Genomic DNA, 19231 nt, shown 5'->3' on the forward strand with positions numbered 1-19231 from the left:
CCATGCCGAACTCAGAAGTGAAACGCCGTAGCGCCGATGGTAGTGTGGGGTCTCCCCATGCGAGAGTAGGGAACTGCCAGACATCAAATAAAAACAAAAGGCCCAGTCGAAAGACCGGGCCTTTTGTTTTATCTGTTAAACGCCGGGCTGTATCCGGCGCATGACTTTAATGAATAACCTGCGACAAAAACGCACGAGTGCGTTCAGATTTGGGGTGAGCAAAAAACTCATCCGGTGCTGCCTGTTCAACAATCTCGCCAAGATCCATAAAGATCACCCGGTCGGCCACTGTACGGGCAAAGCCCATTTCATGGGTAACACACAGCATGGTCATGCCTGATTGTGCCAGACCTATCATGGTATCAAGCACTTCTTTTACCATTTCAGGATCCAACGCTGATGTGGGTTCATCGAATAACATGATTTTGGGTTTCATGCACAGTGAGCGTGCAATGGCTACGCGCTGTTGCTGCCCACCAGAGATTTGCCCAGGATATTTATGCGCATGTTCAGCAATGCGAACTCGCTCAAGGTAGTGCATTGCCAGAGCTTCAGCCTCTTTTTTTGGCATCTTTTGCACCCAGATCGGTGCCAGCGTGCAGTTTTGCAGGACCGTCAAATGAGGAAAGAGATTAAAGTGCTGAAAAACCATGCCAACTTCTTGTCTGACGCGCTCAATATTGCGGATATCTTCATTGAGTTCGATCCCATCCACCACAATACGTCCTTGCTGATGCTCTTCAAGATGGTTGATACAGCGGATAGTTGTCGATTTACCCGAACCGGAAGGTCCGCATAATACGATGCGTTCTCCCTGCTTTACCTTCAGGTTGATGTTTTTCAGGACGTGAAACTGTCCGTACCATTTGTTGACGTTTTCCAGCGTAATCATCGCGTCGGTAGACGGCATTAATAATTGGCTCATAAATTCCTCAGTGCGGTGTACGCCCGGTGTTAAAACGTTTTTCCAGATGTTGGCTGTAACGCGACATGCTAAAACAGAAGATCCAGTAAATCAGTGCAGCGAAAACATATCCTTCCGTCGACATACCCAACCATGCAGGGTCCACAGTTGCCTGCTGCACGCTACTGAAGAGATCAAACAGGCCGATGATGATGACCAGACTGGTATCCTTAAACAGGGCGATAATCGTGTTAACCAGACCCGGAATAACCAGCTTGAGGGCTTGCGGAAGAATGACCAGCCCTTGCGTTTTCCAGTACCCTAACGCCAGTGATTCAGCGGCTTCATACTGACCTTTTGGTAGGGCCTGTAACCCTCCGCGAACCACTTCTGCGACATACGCCGACTGGAAAAGAATCACGCCGACCAGCGCCCGGATAAGTTTGTCGATACTGGTCCCTTCGGACATAAACAGAGGAAGCATGACCGAGGACATAAAAAGGACGGTAATCAACGGTACACCGCGCCAGAACTCAATGAAAATGACGGATAAAATCCGCACTACTGGCATATGAGACCGGCGTCCAAGCGCCAGTAAAATACCCCACGGAAGCGCGCCCGCAATCCCCACGGATGCAATGATAAGCGTCAGTGTTAATCCGCCCCACTGTCGGGTTTCTACGCGCTCAAGTCCGAAAAAACCACCGTACATCAACCACCAGACCACCACGGGATAAACGACGGCCCAGACGGCGATATAGCGGCCACGGTGAGGAATAGATTTCCAGAACATAGGGACGATAGAGGCCAGGCCAATGATCAGGGCCAGATTTACGCGCCAGCGCTGATCGTGGGGATAAAGTCCATACATGAATTGCCCAAAGCGTTCATGAATGAACACCCAGCAAGCCCCTGCTTTGGTGCAGTCTGCGCGGGTTGAACCGACCCAGTTGGCCTGAAAGAATACCCAGTTCAGCAGTGGCGGAAGAAATGACCAAATCAGCCAAATGCACAGCAGCGTGAGCAGGCTATTTGACCAACTGGAGAACAGGTTTTTACGCACCCAGAGTAGACTGCGGCTTGCCGGGTTACTGTTCTGACGCGAGGGGTGAGACAGCAGTGCTTTTGTCATCATGGCTCCTTAGCGCTCAATCAGTGCAATATGGCGGTTATAAATATTCATCAGCAGAGAAATGCTCAGGCTGATGATCAGGTACACCGACATCGTGATAGCAATAGTTTCAATGGCTTGCCCTGTTTGATTGAGTACCGTGCCGGCAAACAGTGAAACCATATCCGGATAGCCAATAGCGGCCGCAAGTGAGGAGTTTTTGACGATATTCAGATACTGGCTGGTTAATGGGGGAATGATGACGCGCAGCGCCTGTGGGATGATCACCTGGCGCAGTGTCACCGGATTTGGCAGACCCAGCGAGCGTGCTGCTTCATGTTGGCCATAAGGAACGGCCTGTATTCCCGCTCGAATAATTTCTGCTATAAACGCCGAGGTATACACTGAAAGCGCCAGCGTCAGGGCAGCCAGTTCGGGAATAAGCACCATACCGCCACGGAAGTTAAAACCGCGAAGGGCGGGGATATCCCAGTGAAGCGCTGCGCCAAACAGCCACTGTGAGATCATCGGTAAAAGCACGATCAGCGCCAGAGTCGTGGGCCAGGTCCGGCGTAGCTGACCGGTTTTAGTCTGGTGCATTCTGTTGTAGCGAAATAGCCCGATAGCGACGACGATTGTGATAATTACAGCGCAGCAAAAGGCAAAAAATCCTTCTCCTATTTGCGGTGCCGGAATATAGAGTCCCCGGTTACTCAGAAACATCAAGTCCAGCGCGTTAACGGCCTGACGTGGGCCGGGCAGGTTACGTAATACGGCGAAATACCAAAAGAAGATCTGCAGCAGCGGCGGTATATTGCGGAACGTTTCGATGTAGATCGTCGAGAGCTTTCGTAATAACCAGTTATCTGACAGGCGTGCCAGTCCGAGAAAGAAACCGAGAATTGATGCGAAAACAATGCACAGTGCAGAAACTAATAGCGTATTGAGCAGGCCAACGATAAAGACACGGCCATACGTATCGCCTTGCTCGTAATCGATCAGATGCTGGACAATACCAAATCCGGCGCTGCGATCGAGAAAAGAGAATCCCGAGGTAATACCGCTATTATTCAGGTTATTTATCGTGTTATGGATGAGATAGACCGCAATGCTGATGACCGCAATGACGGCAAGTATTTGAAATAACCAGGCGCGGACCGCAGGGTTAGAAAAGGATAACGATCCTTTTACGATTGAGCGGCGATGGAACATAAGAAAACCTCGGTAACTATGGCTCTGGACTGAGCGCCGCAGTCGCGGCGCCCGTTACATCACTACGCATTAGCGCACCGGTGGCGCATATTGAATGCCACCGTTATTCCAGAGGTTGTTCTGTCCACGTTTGATCTTCAGTGGGCTTTCCGATCCCACGTTACGCTCAAAGATCTCCGAGTAGTTACCTACCTGCTTGATAATGTTGTAAGCCCATTTGTTATCAAGCTTCAGATCCTTGCCATAATCCCCTTCTTTGCCTAACAGGTGTGCCATATCCGGCGTTGCAGGATTAGCCGCTTTTTCATCGACGTTTTTCGAGTTAACGCCCATTTCTTCCGCATTCAGCATGGCGAACAGCGTCCAGCGAACAATGGAGAACCACTCATCGTCTCCACGACGTACAACAGGTCCCAGCGGTTCTTTAGAAATAACTTCTGGCAGGACAATCCACTCCGCAGGATTACTCAGCTTGATTCGCAGGGCGTACAACTGAGACTGGTCGGAAGCCAGCGTGTCGCAGCGTCCAGATTCCAGAGCTTTAGCTGATTCATCCGAGCGGTCAAAGGTGACAGGGGTGTACTTCATGTTGTTGGCTTTAAAGTAGTCAGCCACGTTCAGTTCGGTATCTGTTCCTGCCTGGATACAAACCGTTGCGCCATCCAGCTCTTTAGCACTCTTAAGACCCGCTTTATTGTGGGTAAGAAAACCAATGCCGTCGTAATACGTTACGCCAGTGAAAGACATTCCCATTCCTGCGTCACGAGAGGAGGTCCAGGTGGTATTACGAGAGAGCATGTCGACTTCACCTGATTGTAGTGCGGTAAAGCGTTCCTTGGCGGTGAGCGGGGTATATTTTACTTTGCTATCATCGCCAAATACGGCGGAGGCAACGCCACGACATACGTCGACATCAATACCTGAGAACTTACCGCTTGCATCGGCATAAGAAAAGCCAGGCAACCCGTCACTGATCCCACACTGCACAAAACCTTTTTTCTTTACGGCATCAAGAGTTGCGCCGGCATGTGCCTGATTTGCAACCGCAAGCAGCACGCCGGCCGCTGCCAGGCTGGCTATTATCATCTTTTTCATAGAGCATCCTGTGTGGAGGAATTATTGTTATGGAAACGTTCTGAAAACGTCTTTTACCTGTCTGTGGCTATGGCCATACTCTTTTAAGCAAAGGTAGTGCCAGGTTTTTGCGCACGATTATTCGACGCAATATCCAGAGTGTAGACAGGAAAAAATAAATGCAGCGCCCTGAAGTGGTGCAAAATTGAAACGTAAGCCACATTTCGGCGCAAAAAATTTAAAAATCAAACCGGACGCGTGATAACGATTTCGTACGTTAATATTGATGACGTGAGAATAATGAAAAGAAAGCGCGCTGTTACGAAGAACTGAAAAAATGCTAATTTCAAATCGTGGGTATGTGAGGAAAATCTATAATAATTTTATTATACGTTGAGTGCTATATACCAACGTTTTGTCTTATATGAAGATTTAATTCTTATTGCAAAAAGCGCGGTACCCACCGCGCTTTTAAGAAGATTTATTTGGTCAGGGCGACTATCCCAAGCGTCAGCCCGGCAACGGCTGCTGCGCCACCGGCGATGGCACCGGCTGTTTCCCAGTTATCCTGCGTGGTGCCTTTCATACAGGTATTGGTATGAACCAGGCGTCCCTGATCGTCGTATACAGGTACGCAAGGAGAATCGTGTGCACAGCCGGCCAGGAATGCGGTAAGCAATGCAACGGATATTAATCTTTTCATGGTGTTACCTCAAAAATAAGCGTTTCGCTAATTGAGCAAAGACAAACGCTAAGCCATCTGCGAACTCGGCGATTATTTTACCACTTCTTAAAAAAAGACTGACATGAGGAATAATCTCAATTCATGTGGATTGTAAAAATAATGGATAAAAAGAAAGGTGACTGGCGAGTTTTTCAGGAAGGGTTTATTAGAAATAAATGGCTATCTTATTAATAAATAAAGAGGGCCATCTTAGGTGAAAAAGGCGTCCGAAGACGCCTTTATTTTACAAATTAATTGTTGCGCCGACTAAAACGCCGTCTGACGACAACGAAGAAGACGGGGACGAAGAAGATTGCCAACAATGTCGCGGTCAGCATGCCTCCCATTACGCCTGTTCCGACCGCATTCTGCGCCCCGCTACCTGCTCCGCGGCTGATAACAAGAGGCATAACCCCCAGAATAAACGCCAGGGATGTCATCAGGATTGGACGAAGACGCATGCGTGATGCCTCCAGTGTGGCTTCAATTAACCCTTTACCTTCTTTATCCATCAGATCTTTAGCAAACTCCACGATAAGGATAGCGTTTTTGGCGGAAAGACCGATGGTAGTCAGCAGACCTACCTGGAAGTAAACGTCGTTATTCAGACCGCGTATGGACGCCGCCAGAAGCGCACCGACCACGCCAAGCGGTACAACCAACATGACTGAAAATGGAATAGACCAGCTCTCATACAATGCGGCGAGACACAGGAAGACAACGATTAACGAAATAGCGTATAACGCAGGTGCCTGATTGCCGGAGAGCCGTTCCTGATATGACATTCCCGTCCAGTCATAGCCGATACCGGTTGGCAGCTGTGCTGCCAGGTTTTCCATGAGCGCCATGGCTTCACCGGTGCTTCGACCCGGCGCGGCCTCTCCCAGTATTTCCATTGATGGCATACCGTTGTAACGCTCCAGGCGGGGTGAACCATAAATCCAATGCGACGAACTGAACGCAGAGAATGGCACCATTTCACCATTCCCACTACGTACGTAGAGATTGTTGATGTCGTTGGGTAACATACGGAACGGCGCGTCAGCCTGAACGTATACCTTTTTCACTCGGCCATGATCGATAAAATCGTTCACATAGGTGCCGCCAAGGGCCGTGGAAATCGTTTGGTTTATATCCGACAGACTTACGCCTAACGCCTGGGCTTTTTCCTGATCAATATCCAGCTTAAATTGCGGGGTATCTTCCAGACCGTTAGGGCGCACGCGCACCAGCAAATCTGGATGTTCTCTCACCATACCCAGCAACTGGTTCCGGGCTTTCGTCAGTTCTGTATGACCGAGGTTAGCCTGATCAATTAACTGAAAATCAAAGCCGGTCGCGGTACCCAGTTCAAGAATGGCAGGCATGTTGAACGGGAACACCAGTCCATCTTTAATCTGGCTGAACGCCCTGGTCGCACGTTCGACGATAGCCGTCACGCCGTTTTCATCGCCCGAACGCTCTTCCCATGGTTTGAGGCTAATAAAGACGATACCGGAGTTCTGTCCCTGGCCGCTAAAGCTGAAGCCATTAACGGTGAACACCGATTTTACGTTCGCTTTTTCCTGGTTCAGGTAGTAATTCTGAATCTGATCCAGCACCTGCTGTGTGCGCGTCTGTGTCGCACCGGCAGGAAGTTGCACCATTGTCATAAAGACCCCCTGATCCTCTTCGGGCAAGAAGGAGGTAGGGAGGCGTAAAAACAAAACAGCCATTCCGCCGACGATAAGAACATATAGCAACAAGTAGCGTCCGGTTTTGCGCAGAATACCGCTGATACTATTGCTGTAATGCCCGACGCTTTTATCGAACAGGGCGTTAAACCATCCGAAAAAACCGCCTTTCTTTTCAACATGTCCGGCGGAAACGGGTTTTAGCAGCGTTGCGCAAAGCGCTGGCGTAAGAATGAGGGCGACCAGAACAGAAAGCGCCATCGCTGAAACAATGGTCAGAGAGAACTGGCGGTAAATGGCGCCGGTCGAGCCGCCAAAGAACGCCATGGGGATAAATACCGCCGAGAGCACCATCGCGATCCCGACCAGTGCGCCCTGGATCTGGACCATGGATTTCTGCGTCGCCTCTTTGGGCGGCAGTTTCTCTTCCGCCATGACGCGTTCGACGTTTTCTACTACCACGATGGCGTCATCGACCAGCAGGCCGATGGCCAGCACCATTCCGAACATCGTTAGCGTGTTGATGGAGAATCCGAATGCGGCGAGGATCGCGAATGTTCCCAACAGTACGACAGGCACTGCGATAGTTGGAATCAGCGTGGCGCGCAGATTTTGCAGGAACAGGTACATCACCAGGAAGACGAGGATGATGGCTTCAAACAGCGTTTTCACCACCTCGTTAATCGAGATTTTTACAAATGGTGTAGTGTCATAGGGGTAAACCACTTGCAAACCTTGCGGGAAGAAAGGTTGTAACTCAGCCAGCTTTGCTTTGACGCCAGCGGCAGTATCCAGCGCGTTTGCACCGGTCGCCAGCTTAATGCCCAGGCCTGTTGCAGGCTGACCATTAATTTTCGTCACCATGTTATAGTTTTCGCCGCCGAGTTCGATGCGGGCTACATCTCTGAGGTGAACCATTGAGCCATCCTGGCCCACCTTCAGCGTTATGCGACCAAACTCTTCCGGCGTTTTCAGGCGTGTCTGAGCAATAATGGAGGCATTAAGTTGTTGACCCTGGACGGATGGCGCGCCTCCCAGTTGTCCTGCGGCAATCTGATTATTTTGCGTTCTCAGTTGATTGATAACGTCCAGCGGAGTCAACTGATATTTGTTCATTGCATTGCTGTCGAGCCAGATGCGCATTGCGTACTGTGCACCAAACATCTGGACATCGCCGACACCGGCTGTTCGGCTTATTGCGTCTTTAACGTTAGACGCCACATAGTCGGAAATATCATCCTGCGTCAGATTGTTATTATCGGAGACAAAACCCGCCACCATCAGGAAACCGCTGCTGGATTTCTCGACGCTGATTCCCTGCTGCTGTACTTCCTGAGGCAGTAAGGGCATCGCTAACTGTAATTTGTTTTGCACCTGGACCTGTGCGATATCCGGGTCAGTACCCGACTCGAAAGTCAGAGTAATGGTGACGCTCCCGGAGGAATCGCTGGTGGAGGACATATACATCAGGTTATCGATACCGTTCATATTCTGTTCGATAACCTGCGTAACCGTGTCTTGTACTGTCTGCGCATCCGCACCTGGGTAGGTGGCAGAAATAGCGACCGCAGGAGGTGCAATGGTCGGATACTGTGCAACGGGCAGTTGCATGATTGCCAGAGCCCCTGCCATCATCAGAATGATGGCCAGAACCCAGGCAAAAATAGGGCGATTGATAAAAAAGTTAGCCATGTCCGGTTACCTTATTGCGCAGTTTTTGCGGCTGGAGTTTCGGTATCGGTGGTTGCTTTAACCTTTACGCCGGGACGCGCTTTCTGCAATCCGCTGACGATAACCTTATCGCCAGGCTGTAAGCCCTCGCTGATTAACCACTTATCACCTATCGCCTGTGTAGCAACGACGGTGCGAGCCTCGACCTGACTCTTGTCATTGACAACCATCACCGTTGCATCGCTGCGTGGCGTACGCGTTACCCCTTGTTGGGGAACGAGAATGGCATTCGGCTGGACGCCTTCATCAATACGAGCACGCACAAACATGCCCGGCAGCAGCGTGTGCTGTGGGTTAGGGAATACGGCCCTGAGGGTGATGGATCCGGTACTTTCATCAACGGTGACATCAGAGAACTGCAACGCACCTTTCAGCGGGTACGACTGACCATTTTCCATCACCAGTTCGACGGTACTGCTGGCGCTGTCTTTATGCAGGCTCCCTTGCTCAACGGACTGTTTGAGGCGCATAAAGTCATTACTGGACTGTGTTACGTCGACGTAAATAGGATCAAGTTGTTGCACGGTAGCAAGCTCAGTTGCCTGGCCATTCGTGACTAATGCGCCTTCGGTGACGTTAGATTTACCGATACGTCCGCTAATGGGCGATGTCACTTTGGTGTAGGCCAGGTTGATACGAGCGCTTTCGACCGCCGCTTTTGCCGCGATAACGGAGGCATTGGCCTGGCGAGCATCAGCAATGGCCTGATCGTACTCTTGCTGGCTGATGTACTTAGTGCCAACCAGCGGGACATAACGTTTTACCGTTAAATGTGCGATAGCTGCTGCCGCTTCACTCTTTGCCAGTTCGCCTTTGGCGCTGTCGTAGTCGGCCTGGTAAGTCGCGGGATCGATCTGATAAAGCGACTGACCGGCTTCAACATCGCTTCCCTCGGTGAAATTCCGTTTAAGTACAATCCCGCTGACCTGAGGACGGACTTCAGCAATACGAAATGCTGTTGTGCGCCCTGGTAATTCGGTCGTCACGGCTAAAGGCGCCTTTTCGACGACATGGACAGTCACCTGCGGCTCTGCGGGGTGAGCTTGTGTTTCTCCCTGATCGTTACAACCGGCGAGTAATACAGCGGACATGATGATGAATGAGGGCAGGAGTGAAAACCTGGCATTTTTCGTCATTTCTATTCCTTAAAAAACCGAACGCTCGTTATTAACCGGGTAACGCAGAGGCGATAACGCGCACAAGTGAAAATAATGGTTGGCTATCCTACAAATTATTAGCTTGCGATGTAAGCAATACTTATTTATGGGCGCGATACACGGCACGTAAAAACAAAAAAGGATTAATCTTCGGTTGTTTCATTATGGTTTTAATAGTAATGCTATGATGCGCATAAATACATATTGAAATAAGTATTTGGTTGGTGAATATATTGGTGGTTGTTATTTGTTTTGTTTATTCGTGTGCAATGTCCATAATTAACTGTTTTAGAACTCGTCTAAATAAACGCTAAGTGATACATTTGTTCCGTTTAGCAAATATTAGATAAGAAAGTTAATCATTCTCTACCTTACCTCAGACAGTCGAAACCATGGCCAGAAAAACGAAAGCTGATGCCCTCAAAACACGACAGCACCTGATAGAAACAGCGATTATGCAGTTTGCCGTGCGTGGTGTTAGCAATACGACGTTAAACGATATTGCGGATGCCGCCAGCGTGACGCGGGGGGCGCTCTATTGGCATTTTGAAAATAAGACGCAATTGTTCAATGCGCTATGGTTACAACAACCTTCATTACGCGATCTTATTCAGGATAAGCTTATTGGTCGTTGGGGTGATAATCCTTTACAGCGACTGCGTGAAAAGTTTGTGGTGGGATTGCAATATATTGCACAGAATCCTCGCCAGCAGGCATTAATGCAAATTTTATATCATAAATGTGAATTTCATAACGATATGATATCAGAACAGACCATTCGCGATAAAATAGGTCTCAGTCATCAAAGCATTCGTGATTCACTGCAAAAGTGCGTGGATGAAAATCTGATTGCTACCAGTCTGGATTTAGATGTCATCATCATTATTCTGCACGGTAGCTTTAGCGGAATAATAAAAAACTGGTTAATGAATCCAGTGAGTTATGATTTGTATGGGCAAGCGCCAGTATTAGTTGATAACGTATTAAAAATGTTAAGCCCAGACGGCTGTGTAATGCAATTAATGCAGAGTGAAAATCAGCCAGGATAGTTTTAGCCGCCAGGGCCTGACGGCTGTCGATGTATTTTTCGTCGTGCTATTCGAGGTCGACGCAGTTGACCAGCTTGAGGGGGTTCACTGAATTCATATTCCGGCACTTATCGTGCTCCGTTGTCATCAGCTCTATCCACTGAATGAGCAGCGCATCAAAGAGAAAAACGAAGATCGCAAAAACAACCAGCCACCAATACTTGCGAATCATTACCAAACCCTGTGTATTCATGCCCAAGCGTGCAGGGAATATACACGAAATCTGCAAGCTGAAAAGCAGACTTACAATGCCTTTACTTTGCTGAAAGATCGCCGCTCTTTGCTGTTAATCGACTCTTTTTAGACAGATTTTTTGTCTTCCGCTTTTTCACCTTTGCAAGTTCATTCTCTGAAAAATGCGAACCAATGCTCATTCTTCTGAGCCCCATTTTTACGTACTCGGCATTGATTTCAATCCCGACAAACTTGCGACCTAATTCCACGGCAGTGGCACCGGTCGTGAAGCTACCGGCAAACGGATCCAGCACGCTGTCATCTGGACTGGAGGAAGCCAGAATGATGCGTTCAAGGAGGGCTTTGGGTTTTTGAGTGGGGTGATTTTCGTATTCGTCCATCAGATAACGAACGCGTGGAAACTCCCAGACATTGCCAGGAACTTTTTTCTGGTTGTAAGGTTGGGGCGGGTTCTTTCTGTAGTCTATCAGTGCACGTTTAGCGCCCGTTTTGGCTTCAACCAAAATATCATCACGATTAAACGTGTAGTTTTTCTGATCTTTTACCATCATCAGAAGCGGTTCATACATCGAACCAAAGTAATTTTTGGCCTGCACCCCGGAGCTATCGTATGACCACACGATACGGCTCTTGATGGTAAAGAGCTGGCGGCATTTGAGATCGATGTACGGCATGTTCTCCGTACTGTTCATGATGTACATGGTGCCGTGTGATTTGAGAATGCGATGGCACTCGTCAATGCACTCAAACAGCCATGCCAAAAAGGCCTCTTCGTCCCAGGATTCCACCATCCCGTCAAAGTCTTTACCGATGTTATAAGGTGGGTCGGCGAAAATGAGATCGACGCTTTCAGACGGCAGCTTTTTCAGTTCGGTCAGAGCATCACCCAGGATTATCTTTTTAGATTCATCGCCAAAATAGACAGGTTCACATCTTGCGTTCATCGCCAAAGCCTCCCGTGTGACGTTAATAAAAAAGGCGCTTCCCCATGCCGAGTAGCGCCTTTTAAAACAAACATTTCGCTGATTAGTATCAGTTCATGCCGTATTTTTTCAGTTTTTTACGCAGCGTACCACGGTTGATGCCCATCATCAGGGCAGCACGGGTCTGGTTACCGCGGGTGTATTGCATCACCATGTCCAACAGGGGCTGTTCTACTTCAGCCAGTACCAGCTCATAGAGATCGTTAACATCCTGACCATTCAATTGAGCAAAATAGTTCTTCAGTGCCTGTTTAACCGAGTCACGCAGGGGCTTTTGAGTTACCTGATCCTGAGAGTTAACGGTAGAAACGGTCAGTACGTCAGAATTTACGCGTTGTTCGAACATAGTTCTGTCAGCTCTTTATTTCTGTTTACGCAAAATTTTCGAAGTATGCCTCCAACGCCGCCAGCTGTTCGCTGGAATCTTCAATGGCGTTGAATGTGCGCCGAAACTGGTCATCCGGAGCGTGTTCCTGGAGATACCAGGATACGTGTTTACGCGCAATTCGGTACCCTTTTGCCTGACCATAAAAGTCGTGCAGTTCCCGAACGTGCGCACAAAGCAAGCGCTTCACCTCTGCCAGAGGCAGCGGGGGCAGCAGCTCCCCAGTGTCCAGATAATGCTGGATTTCCCGAAAGATCCAGGGTCTTCCCTGAGCTGCACGTCCTATCATCAGGGCATCCGCCCCCGTATAGTCGAGTACAGCTCTGGCTTTATGCGGGTCAGTAATGTCGCCATTCGCGATAATCGGAATGGAAACTTTCTGCTTAACTGCCCGAATACTGTCGTACTCAGCATCTCCATTGAACAAACAGGCGCGGGTGCGTCCATGAATGGTCAGAGCCTGAATGCCACAGTCTTCAGCCAGTTGGGCAATCTCTACGCAGTTACGGTGTTCCGGAGCCCAGCCGGTGCGAATCTTGAGTGTGACAGGAACGTCCACTGCATTGACGACCTCGGTTAGTATTGATTTCACTAGATCCGGGTACTGCAAGAGGGCTGAACCTGCGAGCTTGCGATTCACTTTTTTAGCCGGACACCCCATATTGATATCAATAATCTGGGCGCCGCTTTCCACGTTAATACGTGCGGCATCGGCCATCTCAACAGGGTCGCTACCGGCAATTTGCACCGTGCGAATTCCTGGCTCATCAACGTGCACCATCCGTAAACGAGACTTGTCACTTTCCCAAACCTGCGGGTTAGAAGACATCATCTCGGATACCGTCAATCCTGCTCCCATCTCATAGCACAGCGTCCTGAATGGTCTGTCAGTGATGCCAGCCATAGGTGCTGCGATCAGGCGATTTCTGAGCTGGTATTGTCCGATGCGCATGAGTTAAGAAATGACCATACTGTGACTGCAAGGCGGCGTATATTACGCATTTTTCGCACGAGATGAAAGGCCAAACTTTGACCAATCCACTGAGGTGGATCAATGAATTGCCGTAAATATGAACGCATGAAAATATTTAATCATATAAATCATTGCATTATAAAGATGTGTCGATTTTATATACACATATAATTTTGCGTAACTTCTCATTTTTTCTTCAGCCGCAGAAGGTGCTGGCAAGATATTCTGCTGAATTAATCAGCAAATTGTCTCGCCATTGTGTGATCTCTACCTCATTTTAGTACAGGATCTCGGTATCTCCTGAATGGCTGTCGATGATCTTGCGCTCATTAACTGGCTGCGGTGGACGATTGTTCGCAGGCCCAACAATGTAGTGAAATTTATCCAGTTGTTCGGCTGAAAGGGCAACAGGCGTTTTCAGGACAGTCCAGCTGACGCCTTCAGTACAGGGAGGTGTAGTTAGCGAACCGCTATAGCGCCAATAGGTTTTATCGTCGGGTAAAAGTTGGTTGATATCGACTGGCGAGAAGATGGGCATACTGTTGTCCTCCATGGTTGGAAATGACTCCCACAGATTTTGAATCGCCTAGTTAGGTTCGCCGACGTCAAACATGACCGCCACGATAGTGATGTCTCCGCTTTGATTTTTGTGGACTAACTGCAACTCCAGCGGATAGGTTTTACCGTTGAAGGTATGTTCGCTCGGGGCGTGAAAATCTAAGTGTTTTAGATAATAAATCTTTCCATCAACTTCAATGGAGTTTGAGGTATAGCTACTCATTGTTGCCCGCAGAGTATGGTTAATGCTTCGAAATCTTGTCGGACCATCGACATATTGCATGCTGAGTGAAGGAAGTCCAAGTTTACGAGTTGTGGCGGTCTGGATATCAATGGGTGATTGATTTATTCCGGTCTGGCATGTTGCATACTCTTTGCTGATTTCTCCCCACTGTGCGGGACCAGATTCTCCGCTATAACCCCATGGCGCGGCCAGCGCGGTCAGTGGCATCAGGCATGCTGTCAGTAATGTTGTGATAAATAGGTTGAAGCGCATACGTTTACTCAACGAAAATCAATATAAAGATTAACAAAATCAATAAATTATTATATCGCTGGAGAACGTCTCAGTATGCTGGTCAATTGTCTGAAAATGGCGTGGTCAGGCAACCACGCCGGAAGGGATTATTTTTTCTGACCGGTAATGCGGCACCACTCTTCTTTCTCGATAACCGGATCGAGCGTAAAGAGTTCGGCATAGGCCTCACAGACGCTTTCCGCCTGGCTGGCAAGAATGCCAGAAAGCCCCAGTAAACCGCCCTCAACGGGCAGTACGCTGATTAACGGTGCCAGTTCACGTAATGGGCCTGCGAGGATGTTTGCGACCACCACGTCGGCTTTCATCGCCTCTGGCTGGTCTTTCGGCAGATAAAGCTCCAGACGCTCAGAAACGCCATTACGCTGGGCGTTATCACGGCTGGCCTGAATTGCTTGCGGATCGATGTCTACGCCGATGGCTTTTGCCGCACCCAGCTTCAGTGCCGCAATGGCAAGAATGCCGGAGCCGCAGCCGAAGTCGATGACGGTTTTGCCGTTAAGATCGAGACCGTCCAGCCATTGCAGGCATAGGGAGGTGGTGGGGTGAGTGCCGGTACCAAACGCCAGACCCGGGTCCAGCATCACGTTGACGGCATTCTCATCCGGGACATCGCGCCAGCTTGGGCAAATCCACAAACGTTCACCAAAGCGCATCGGGTGGAAGTTATCCATCCATTCGCGTTCCCAGTCTTTGTCTTCGAGCTGTTCGATTTTATGCGCGAAGCCTGTACCCAGCAGCGGATGCTGCTCCAGGATGGCAACCACTTCTTTCATGTCGGTTTCTGCATCGAACAAGCCGATAACGTCGGTATCTCCCCACAGGCGAGTCTCGCCCGGCAGAGGCTCAAATACCGGCGTATCATGCGTGTCCTGGAAAGTAATGGAAACGGAGCCCGCTTCCATCAGCGCATCGCTCAACTCTTCAGCGTTGGCACCGGTCGTGTTCAGTTTCAGTTGGATCCATGGCATGGCAAAACTCTTTTATTTATCAGTAGTCAATATGGCGGCTTGCGGGACGGCAGAACCGAAACGGTTGCCGATCAGGAAAGCCAGCAAGCTTATCAGTAACGAGGGCACAATCGGGTGGAAACCCAGGTACTGAATGTTAAATGTAGCGAGTACGGCATAAAGAACGCCGCCGATAATCATCGCGCTCAAAGCGCCCGCCGCGTTTGCCCGCTCCCAGTACAGGCCCAGTACCAGCGGCCACAGGAAGACGGCTTCCAGCCCGCCAAACGCCAGCAGATTAAGCCAGATAATCATTTCTGGTGGTTTCCAGGCAGCCAGTAGCAGTAACGCGCCGAGCAACAGGGTAATCACTGCCGACATGCGCTTCAGCCGGGTTTCGTTTTTCAGCTGTTCCGGACGCAGGTTCAGGTACAGATCCTTAATGATCGTAGCGGAACTTTGCAGCAATTGGGCATTGATCGTCGACATGATCGCGGCCATGGGGGCCGCGAGGAAGATCCCAGCAGCTACCGGCGGCAATACTTTGACCATTAGCGTAGGGATAACCAGATCCGGCACTGTCAGATCAGGGATCACCGCACGCCCCAACGCACCCGCCAGATGCATACCAAACATCAGGATTGCCACTACGATGGTGCCGATGATAATGCCGCGGTGTACAGCTTTGCTGTCTTTATAAGAGATGCAGCGTACTGCTGTATGCGGCAGCCCAATTACGCCAAAGCACACCAGTACCCAGAATGAGGTCATGAACGTGGGTGACAGAATGTCATCCGCGCCTTGCGGCGAGACCAGTTTAGGGTCGATAGTTTGCAGGGTTACCACCGCATTGCTGAGGCCACCGGCAGCATGAACGACGCCGACCAGCAGAACAATAGTACCAATCAGCATCACCATACCCTGCATGGTATCGTTCAGTACGCTGGCGCGAAAACCGCCGAACGCCGTATACAATGCGATACTGACGCCAAAAATAAGCAAACCGGTTTCGTAAGGTATACCTGCAGCGGTTTCAAGCAAACGTGCGCCGCCAATAAACTGTACGGTCATTGCTCCGACAAACGCGACCAGCAGGCTAAGGCTTGCCAGCCACACAAGCAGGCGACTCTGGTAGCGGGCAAACAGCATATCGTTGAGGGTAACGGCATTATAACGGCGCGCCAGAATCGCGAATTTCTTACCAAGAATCCCCAGAGAAAGCCAAACGGCGGGCAACTGGATCATCGCCAGCAGCACCCATCCCAGCCCGTATTTGTAAGCGGCGCCAGGACCGCCAATAAACGAACTGGCGCTAATGTAGGTTGCCGTTAGCGTCATGGCTAATACGACCCCGCCCATCGAGCGGCTGCCGAGGAAATATTCATTCAGGAAAGTGCCGGTCGATCTCTTACGCATGGCGTAAACGGAAAGACCGAAGACCACCAACAGATAGGCGACCAGCGGCAAAATAACTTCAAGCTGCATCGTCATCCTCCAACGGAATGTCGCGATAGATAAACTTCACCATCGCCCAGCACAGCACGATGAAAACCAGCGGCGTTAGCAGGCAGGCCATTTCGAACCAGTGTGGTAAGCCGGTAAAACCGAGCGTGGAATCTGGTAAGTAAGCGGCCACTAACCATGTGGCAAGATATAAAAGGGTCAGCCACAGCGCCCAGCGCGCCTCTTTATGGGCCTGAACAAAACGAGTGTCCATTTTTTGTCCCTTGTGGATAAAGAAAGCGGGGATTGTACCTTATGGCACGTGCGGGAGGGGAGAAAAACAAAAGGCCGGAATTTCCGGCCTTTTCAGTTAACGCACGCTTACTTTTCCTGAAGTCCGAGTTTTTTCTCCAGATAGTGGATATTGGTTCCACCGTGCTGGAAATGCTCGTCATTCATGATGCGGATCTGCAGATCAACGTTGGTTTTGATACCGTCGATGATCAGTTCCTGCAATGCGTTTTTCATACGGGCGATCGCTACGTCGCGGTTTTCGCCATAGCAGATCAGCTTACCGATCATTGAGTCATAGTACGGAGGTACGGTGTAGCCTGCGTAAATATGAGACTCCCAGCGCACACCAAAGCCACCCGGCGCGTGGAAACGCGTGATTTTACCCGGGCTTGGCAGGAAGGTGTTCGGGTCTTCGGCGTTGATACGGCATTCTACCGCATGGCCTTTAACCACAACTTCATCCTGCTTGATGGACAGCGGTTGTCCCGCAGCGATGCGCAGCTGCTCTTTGATCAGGTCAACGCCGGTGATCATTTCGGTTACCGGGTGTTCAACCTGAATACGGGTGTTCATTTCAATGAAGTAGAACTCGCCGTTTTCGAACAGGAACTCGAAAGTACCTGCCCCGCGATAGCCGATATCAACGCACGCTTTGGCGCAACGCTCGCCGATGTAGCGACGCAGTTCCGGAGTAATGCCCGGTGCTGGTGCTTCTTCGACGACTTTCTGGTGACGACGCTGCATGGAGCAGTCACGTTCTGCCAGATAAATCGCGTTACCCTGACCGTCCGCCAGCACCTGAATTTCGATGTGGCGTGGGTTTTCCAGGTACTTCTCCATGTAAACCATGTCGTTGTTGAAAGCCGCTTTCGCTTCCGCTTTGGTCATGGAGATGGATTGCGCCAGTTCGGCATCGCTGCGCACGACGCGCATACCGCGACCGCCGCCGCCGCCGGAGGCTTTGATAATAACTGGATAACCGATGCGCTTCGCATGAGCGCGGTTAGCGTCCATGTCGTCGCCCAGCGGGCCGTCAGAGCCTGGGACTGTCGGTACGCCAGCTTTCTTCATCGCGGTAATTGCGGACACTTTGTCGCCCATCAGGCGGATGGTGTCGGCTTTCGGGCCGATGAAGATAAAGCCGGAACGTTCTACCTGTTCAGCAAAGTTGGCATTCTCAGAGAGGAAGCCATAGCCCGGGTGAATTGCCACTGCGCCGGTGATTTCAGCAGCGCTAATGATAGCCGGGATGTTCAGATAGCTTTTTACGGACGGAGCCGGGCCAATACAGACCGTCTCATCCGCCAGCAATACGTGTTTTAAATCGCGATCCGCGCTTGAATGCACAGCGACAGTCTTGATGCCCAGCTCTTTACAGGCACGCAGAATACGCAGGGCGATCTCACCGCGGTTGGCGATAACAATTTTATCCAACATGTTCGCCTCGTTATTCGATGACGACCAGCGGCTCGTCAAATTCTACCGGTTGACCGCTTTCTACCAGAATCGCTTTCACTACGCCGGATTTGTCGGCTTCGATCTGGTTCATCATTTTCATGGCTTCAACGATGCACAGGGTATCGCCCGCATTCACTTTCTGGCCGATTTCGATGAACGCTTTCGCATCTGGGCTCGGGGTGCGGTAGAACGTACCAACCATTGGGGAGCGTACGATGTGACCACTGATTTCCGCTGCTGCCGGAGCTTCCATACTTGGAGAGGCAGTTTGTGCGACAGCGTTAGACAGAGCTGGCTGCTGCATCACTGGTGCAGCATAAGCCTGTTGCATCATTGGAAAACTTGCAGCTGGCGCCGCACGGCTGATGCGTACAGACTCTTCGCCTTCAGAAATTTCCAGTTCGGAGATGCCTGATTCTTCAACCAGCTCGATCAGTTTTTTAATCTTACGAATATCCATGAGTGGGTTCCGTACTCTTTGTTTAGTGAGATTGTGACAAGCGTTTTACCGCCGTCTGTATAGCATTTTTATAACAGTGAGTGACAAGATGCCACGCATCTCAGGCATTGCACTGGGTGCGGTTGCCATTAAGTGAGATTGCCAGACTTGTTAGTCATTGTGCGGCTATCTTCTGCCATTTTCGGGTAAAAGACAAAATATACCTTCAACATGCGAATGTCACCCTTTCAGCGCTCTAAAAACGCTACCGAGGATAGCAAAGTCGCACATTATAACTATTTCGTAGCAATTGGCAGCTAAATACTGGTCTTATCAGGGAAGAT

The 19231-nt window shown here is 50.0% G+C and carries 17 protein-coding genes, 1 rRNA gene and 1 pseudogene; 2 read left to right on the top strand and 17 right to left on the bottom strand.

All coding sequences use genetic code 11. From position 1 onward, the window contains the following. A 5S ribosomal RNA gene (rrf, locus tag OGV65_RS25455) occupies window positions 1-82 on the top strand; the annotation flags it as partial. Between the two features lie 84 nt (window positions 83-166). Here the strand turns inward: rrf and OGV65_RS00130 are convergent. From OGV65_RS00130 to OGV65_RS00160, 7 genes are all read right to left on the bottom strand, one after another. Next, window positions 167-925 (bottom strand): amino acid ABC transporter ATP-binding protein, encoded by a 759-nt coding sequence (locus OGV65_RS00130; RefSeq protein WP_016154732.1) that lies wholly within the window; start codon window positions 923-925, stop codon window positions 167-169. 7 nt (window positions 926-932) lie between these two features. Beyond that, a complete protein-coding gene (locus OGV65_RS00135) occupies window positions 933-2036 on the bottom strand; it encodes an amino acid ABC transporter permease (protein WP_016154731.1) in 1104 nt (367 codons plus the stop codon). 9 nt (window positions 2037-2045) lie between these two features. Further along, window positions 2046-3227, bottom strand: coding sequence for an amino acid ABC transporter permease (locus OGV65_RS00140; RefSeq protein WP_286454474.1), 1182 nt, complete (start codon window positions 3225-3227; stop codon window positions 2046-2048). Window positions 3228-3296: 69 nt separating this feature from the next. Continuing rightward, the gene (locus OGV65_RS00145) at window positions 3297-4322 is read right to left on the bottom strand and encodes an amino acid ABC transporter substrate-binding protein (protein ID WP_003025295.1); all 1026 of its coding nucleotides are present in this window, start codon (window positions 4320-4322) and stop codon (window positions 3297-3299) included. Window positions 4323-4782: 460 nt separating this feature from the next. Then, the gene (locus OGV65_RS00150) at window positions 4783-5004 is read right to left on the bottom strand and encodes a lipoprotein (protein ID WP_003025292.1); all 222 of its coding nucleotides are present in this window, start codon (window positions 5002-5004) and stop codon (window positions 4783-4785) included. A gap of 272 nt (window positions 5005-5276) precedes the next feature. Further along, complete coding sequence (locus tag OGV65_RS00155; RefSeq protein ID WP_047499797.1) at window positions 5277-8390, bottom strand: efflux RND transporter permease subunit; 3114 nt, start codon at window positions 8388-8390, stop codon at window positions 5277-5279. 11 nt (window positions 8391-8401) lie between these two features. Beyond that, entirely contained in the window at window positions 8402-9565 is a 1164-nt protein-coding gene (locus OGV65_RS00160; protein WP_286454475.1) for an efflux RND transporter periplasmic adaptor subunit, read from the bottom strand. Window positions 9566-9978: 413 nt separating this feature from the next. On the opposite strand from OGV65_RS00160, the gene envR reads away from it, so the two are divergent. Further along, complete coding sequence (gene envR, locus OGV65_RS00165) at window positions 9979-10635, top strand: acrEF/envCD operon transcriptional regulator (protein ID WP_047359095.1); 657 nt, start codon at window positions 9979-9981, stop codon at window positions 10633-10635. A gap of 46 nt (window positions 10636-10681) precedes the next feature. On the opposite strand, the gene OGV65_RS00170 is transcribed toward envR, so the two are convergent. From OGV65_RS00170 to accB, 10 genes and pseudogenes are all read right to left on the bottom strand, one after another. After that, entirely contained in the window at window positions 10682-10846 is a 165-nt protein-coding gene (locus OGV65_RS00170) for a DUF2556 family protein (RefSeq protein WP_141875717.1), read from the bottom strand. Window positions 10847-10928: 82 nt separating this feature from the next. Further along, window positions 10929-11813: an adenine-specific DNA-methyltransferase gene (gene yhdJ, locus OGV65_RS00175; protein WP_047499792.1), complete on the bottom strand. Its 885-nt coding sequence runs from the start codon at window positions 11811-11813 to the stop codon at window positions 10929-10931. An 88-nt stretch (window positions 11814-11901) separates the two neighbouring features. Beyond that, window positions 11902-12198: a DNA-binding transcriptional regulator Fis gene (gene fis, locus OGV65_RS00180; RefSeq protein WP_000462905.1), complete on the bottom strand. Its 297-nt coding sequence runs from the start codon at window positions 12196-12198 to the stop codon at window positions 11902-11904. A gap of 25 nt (window positions 12199-12223) precedes the next feature. Further along, entirely contained in the window at window positions 12224-13189 is a 966-nt protein-coding gene (gene dusB / locus OGV65_RS00185) for a tRNA dihydrouridine synthase DusB (RefSeq protein ID WP_003025224.1), read from the bottom strand. Between the two features lie 298 nt (window positions 13190-13487). Then, window positions 13488-14264, bottom strand: a pseudogene (locus OGV65_RS00190) (carbonic anhydrase). 128 nt (window positions 14265-14392) lie between these two features. Continuing rightward, on the bottom strand, window positions 14393-15274 hold the full coding sequence (gene prmA, locus OGV65_RS00195; protein WP_047499780.1) for a 50S ribosomal protein L11 methyltransferase: 882 nt from the start codon (window positions 15272-15274) through the stop codon (window positions 14393-14395). 12 nt (window positions 15275-15286) lie between these two features. Beyond that, window positions 15287-16738 carry a sodium/pantothenate symporter gene (gene panF, locus OGV65_RS00200; protein WP_016157593.1) on the bottom strand — a complete coding sequence of 484 codons (1452 nt, stop codon included), beginning with the start codon at window positions 16736-16738 and terminating at the stop codon, window positions 15287-15289. Beyond that, a complete protein-coding gene (locus OGV65_RS00205; protein WP_047499777.1) occupies window positions 16728-16970 on the bottom strand; it encodes a YhdT family protein in 243 nt (80 codons plus the stop codon). The genes panF and OGV65_RS00205 overlap by 11 nt, the downstream gene beginning before the upstream one ends. Before the next feature lie 107 nt (window positions 16971-17077). Then, window positions 17078-18427 carry an acetyl-CoA carboxylase biotin carboxylase subunit gene (accC, locus tag OGV65_RS00210; RefSeq protein ID WP_003828838.1) on the bottom strand — a complete coding sequence of 450 codons (1350 nt, stop codon included), beginning with the start codon at window positions 18425-18427 and terminating at the stop codon, window positions 17078-17080. A gap of 10 nt (window positions 18428-18437) precedes the next feature. Continuing rightward, window positions 18438-18908 (bottom strand): acetyl-CoA carboxylase biotin carboxyl carrier protein, encoded by a 471-nt coding sequence (accB, locus tag OGV65_RS00215; RefSeq protein WP_003025210.1) that lies wholly within the window; start codon window positions 18906-18908, stop codon window positions 18438-18440. Window positions 18909-19231 lie beyond the last annotated feature (323 nt).

This window comes from Citrobacter sp. Cb004 (assembly GCF_030337065.1).
GTDB lineage: Bacteria > Pseudomonadota > Gammaproteobacteria > Enterobacterales > Enterobacteriaceae > Citrobacter > Citrobacter braakii.

Bases quoted from the DNA above. Each gene is read 5' to 3' on its own strand.
- OGV65_RS00130 (WP_016154732.1), bottom strand. From the start codon at position 925: ATGAGCCAATTATTAATGCCGTCTACCGACGCGATGATTACGCTGGAA.
- OGV65_RS00135 (WP_016154731.1), bottom strand. From the start codon at position 2,036: ATGACAAAAGCACTGCTGTCTCACCCCTCGCGTCAGAACAGTAACCCG.
- OGV65_RS00140 (WP_286454474.1), bottom strand. From the start codon at position 3,227: ATGTTCCATCGCCGCTCAATCGTAAAAGGATCGTTATCCTTTTCTAAC.
- OGV65_RS00145 (WP_003025295.1), bottom strand. From the start codon at position 4,322: ATGAAAAAGATGATAATAGCCAGCCTGGCAGCGGCCGGCGTGCTGCTT.
- OGV65_RS00150 (WP_003025292.1), bottom strand. From the start codon at position 5,004: ATGAAAAGATTAATATCCGTTGCATTGCTTACCGCATTCCTGGCCGGC.
- OGV65_RS00155 (WP_047499797.1), bottom strand. From the start codon at position 8,390: ATGGCTAACTTTTTTATCAATCGCCCTATTTTTGCCTGGGTTCTGGCC.
- OGV65_RS00160 (WP_286454475.1), bottom strand. From the start codon at position 9,565: ATGACGAAAAATGCCAGGTTTTCACTCCTGCCCTCATTCATCATCATG.
- envR (WP_047359095.1), top strand. From the start codon at position 9,979: ATGGCCAGAAAAACGAAAGCTGATGCCCTCAAAACACGACAGCACCTG.
- OGV65_RS00170 (WP_141875717.1), bottom strand. From the start codon at position 10,846: ATGATTCGCAAGTATTGGTGGCTGGTTGTTTTTGCGATCTTCGTTTTT.
- yhdJ (WP_047499792.1), bottom strand. From the start codon at position 11,813: ATGAACGCAAGATGTGAACCTGTCTATTTTGGCGATGAATCTAAAAAG.
- fis (WP_000462905.1), bottom strand. From the start codon at position 12,198: ATGTTCGAACAACGCGTAAATTCTGACGTACTGACCGTTTCTACCGTT.
- dusB (WP_003025224.1), bottom strand. From the start codon at position 13,189: ATGCGCATCGGACAATACCAGCTCAGAAATCGCCTGATCGCAGCACCT.
- prmA (WP_047499780.1), bottom strand. From the start codon at position 15,274: ATGCCATGGATCCAACTGAAACTGAACACGACCGGTGCCAACGCTGAA.
- panF (WP_016157593.1), bottom strand. From the start codon at position 16,738: ATGCAGCTTGAAGTTATTTTGCCGCTGGTCGCCTATCTGTTGGTGGTC.
- OGV65_RS00205 (WP_047499777.1), bottom strand. From the start codon at position 16,970: ATGGACACTCGTTTTGTTCAGGCCCATAAAGAGGCGCGCTGGGCGCTG.
- accC (WP_003828838.1), bottom strand. From the start codon at position 18,427: ATGTTGGATAAAATTGTTATCGCCAACCGCGGTGAGATCGCCCTGCGT.
- accB (WP_003025210.1), bottom strand. From the start codon at position 18,908: ATGGATATTCGTAAGATTAAAAAACTGATCGAGCTGGTTGAAGAATCA.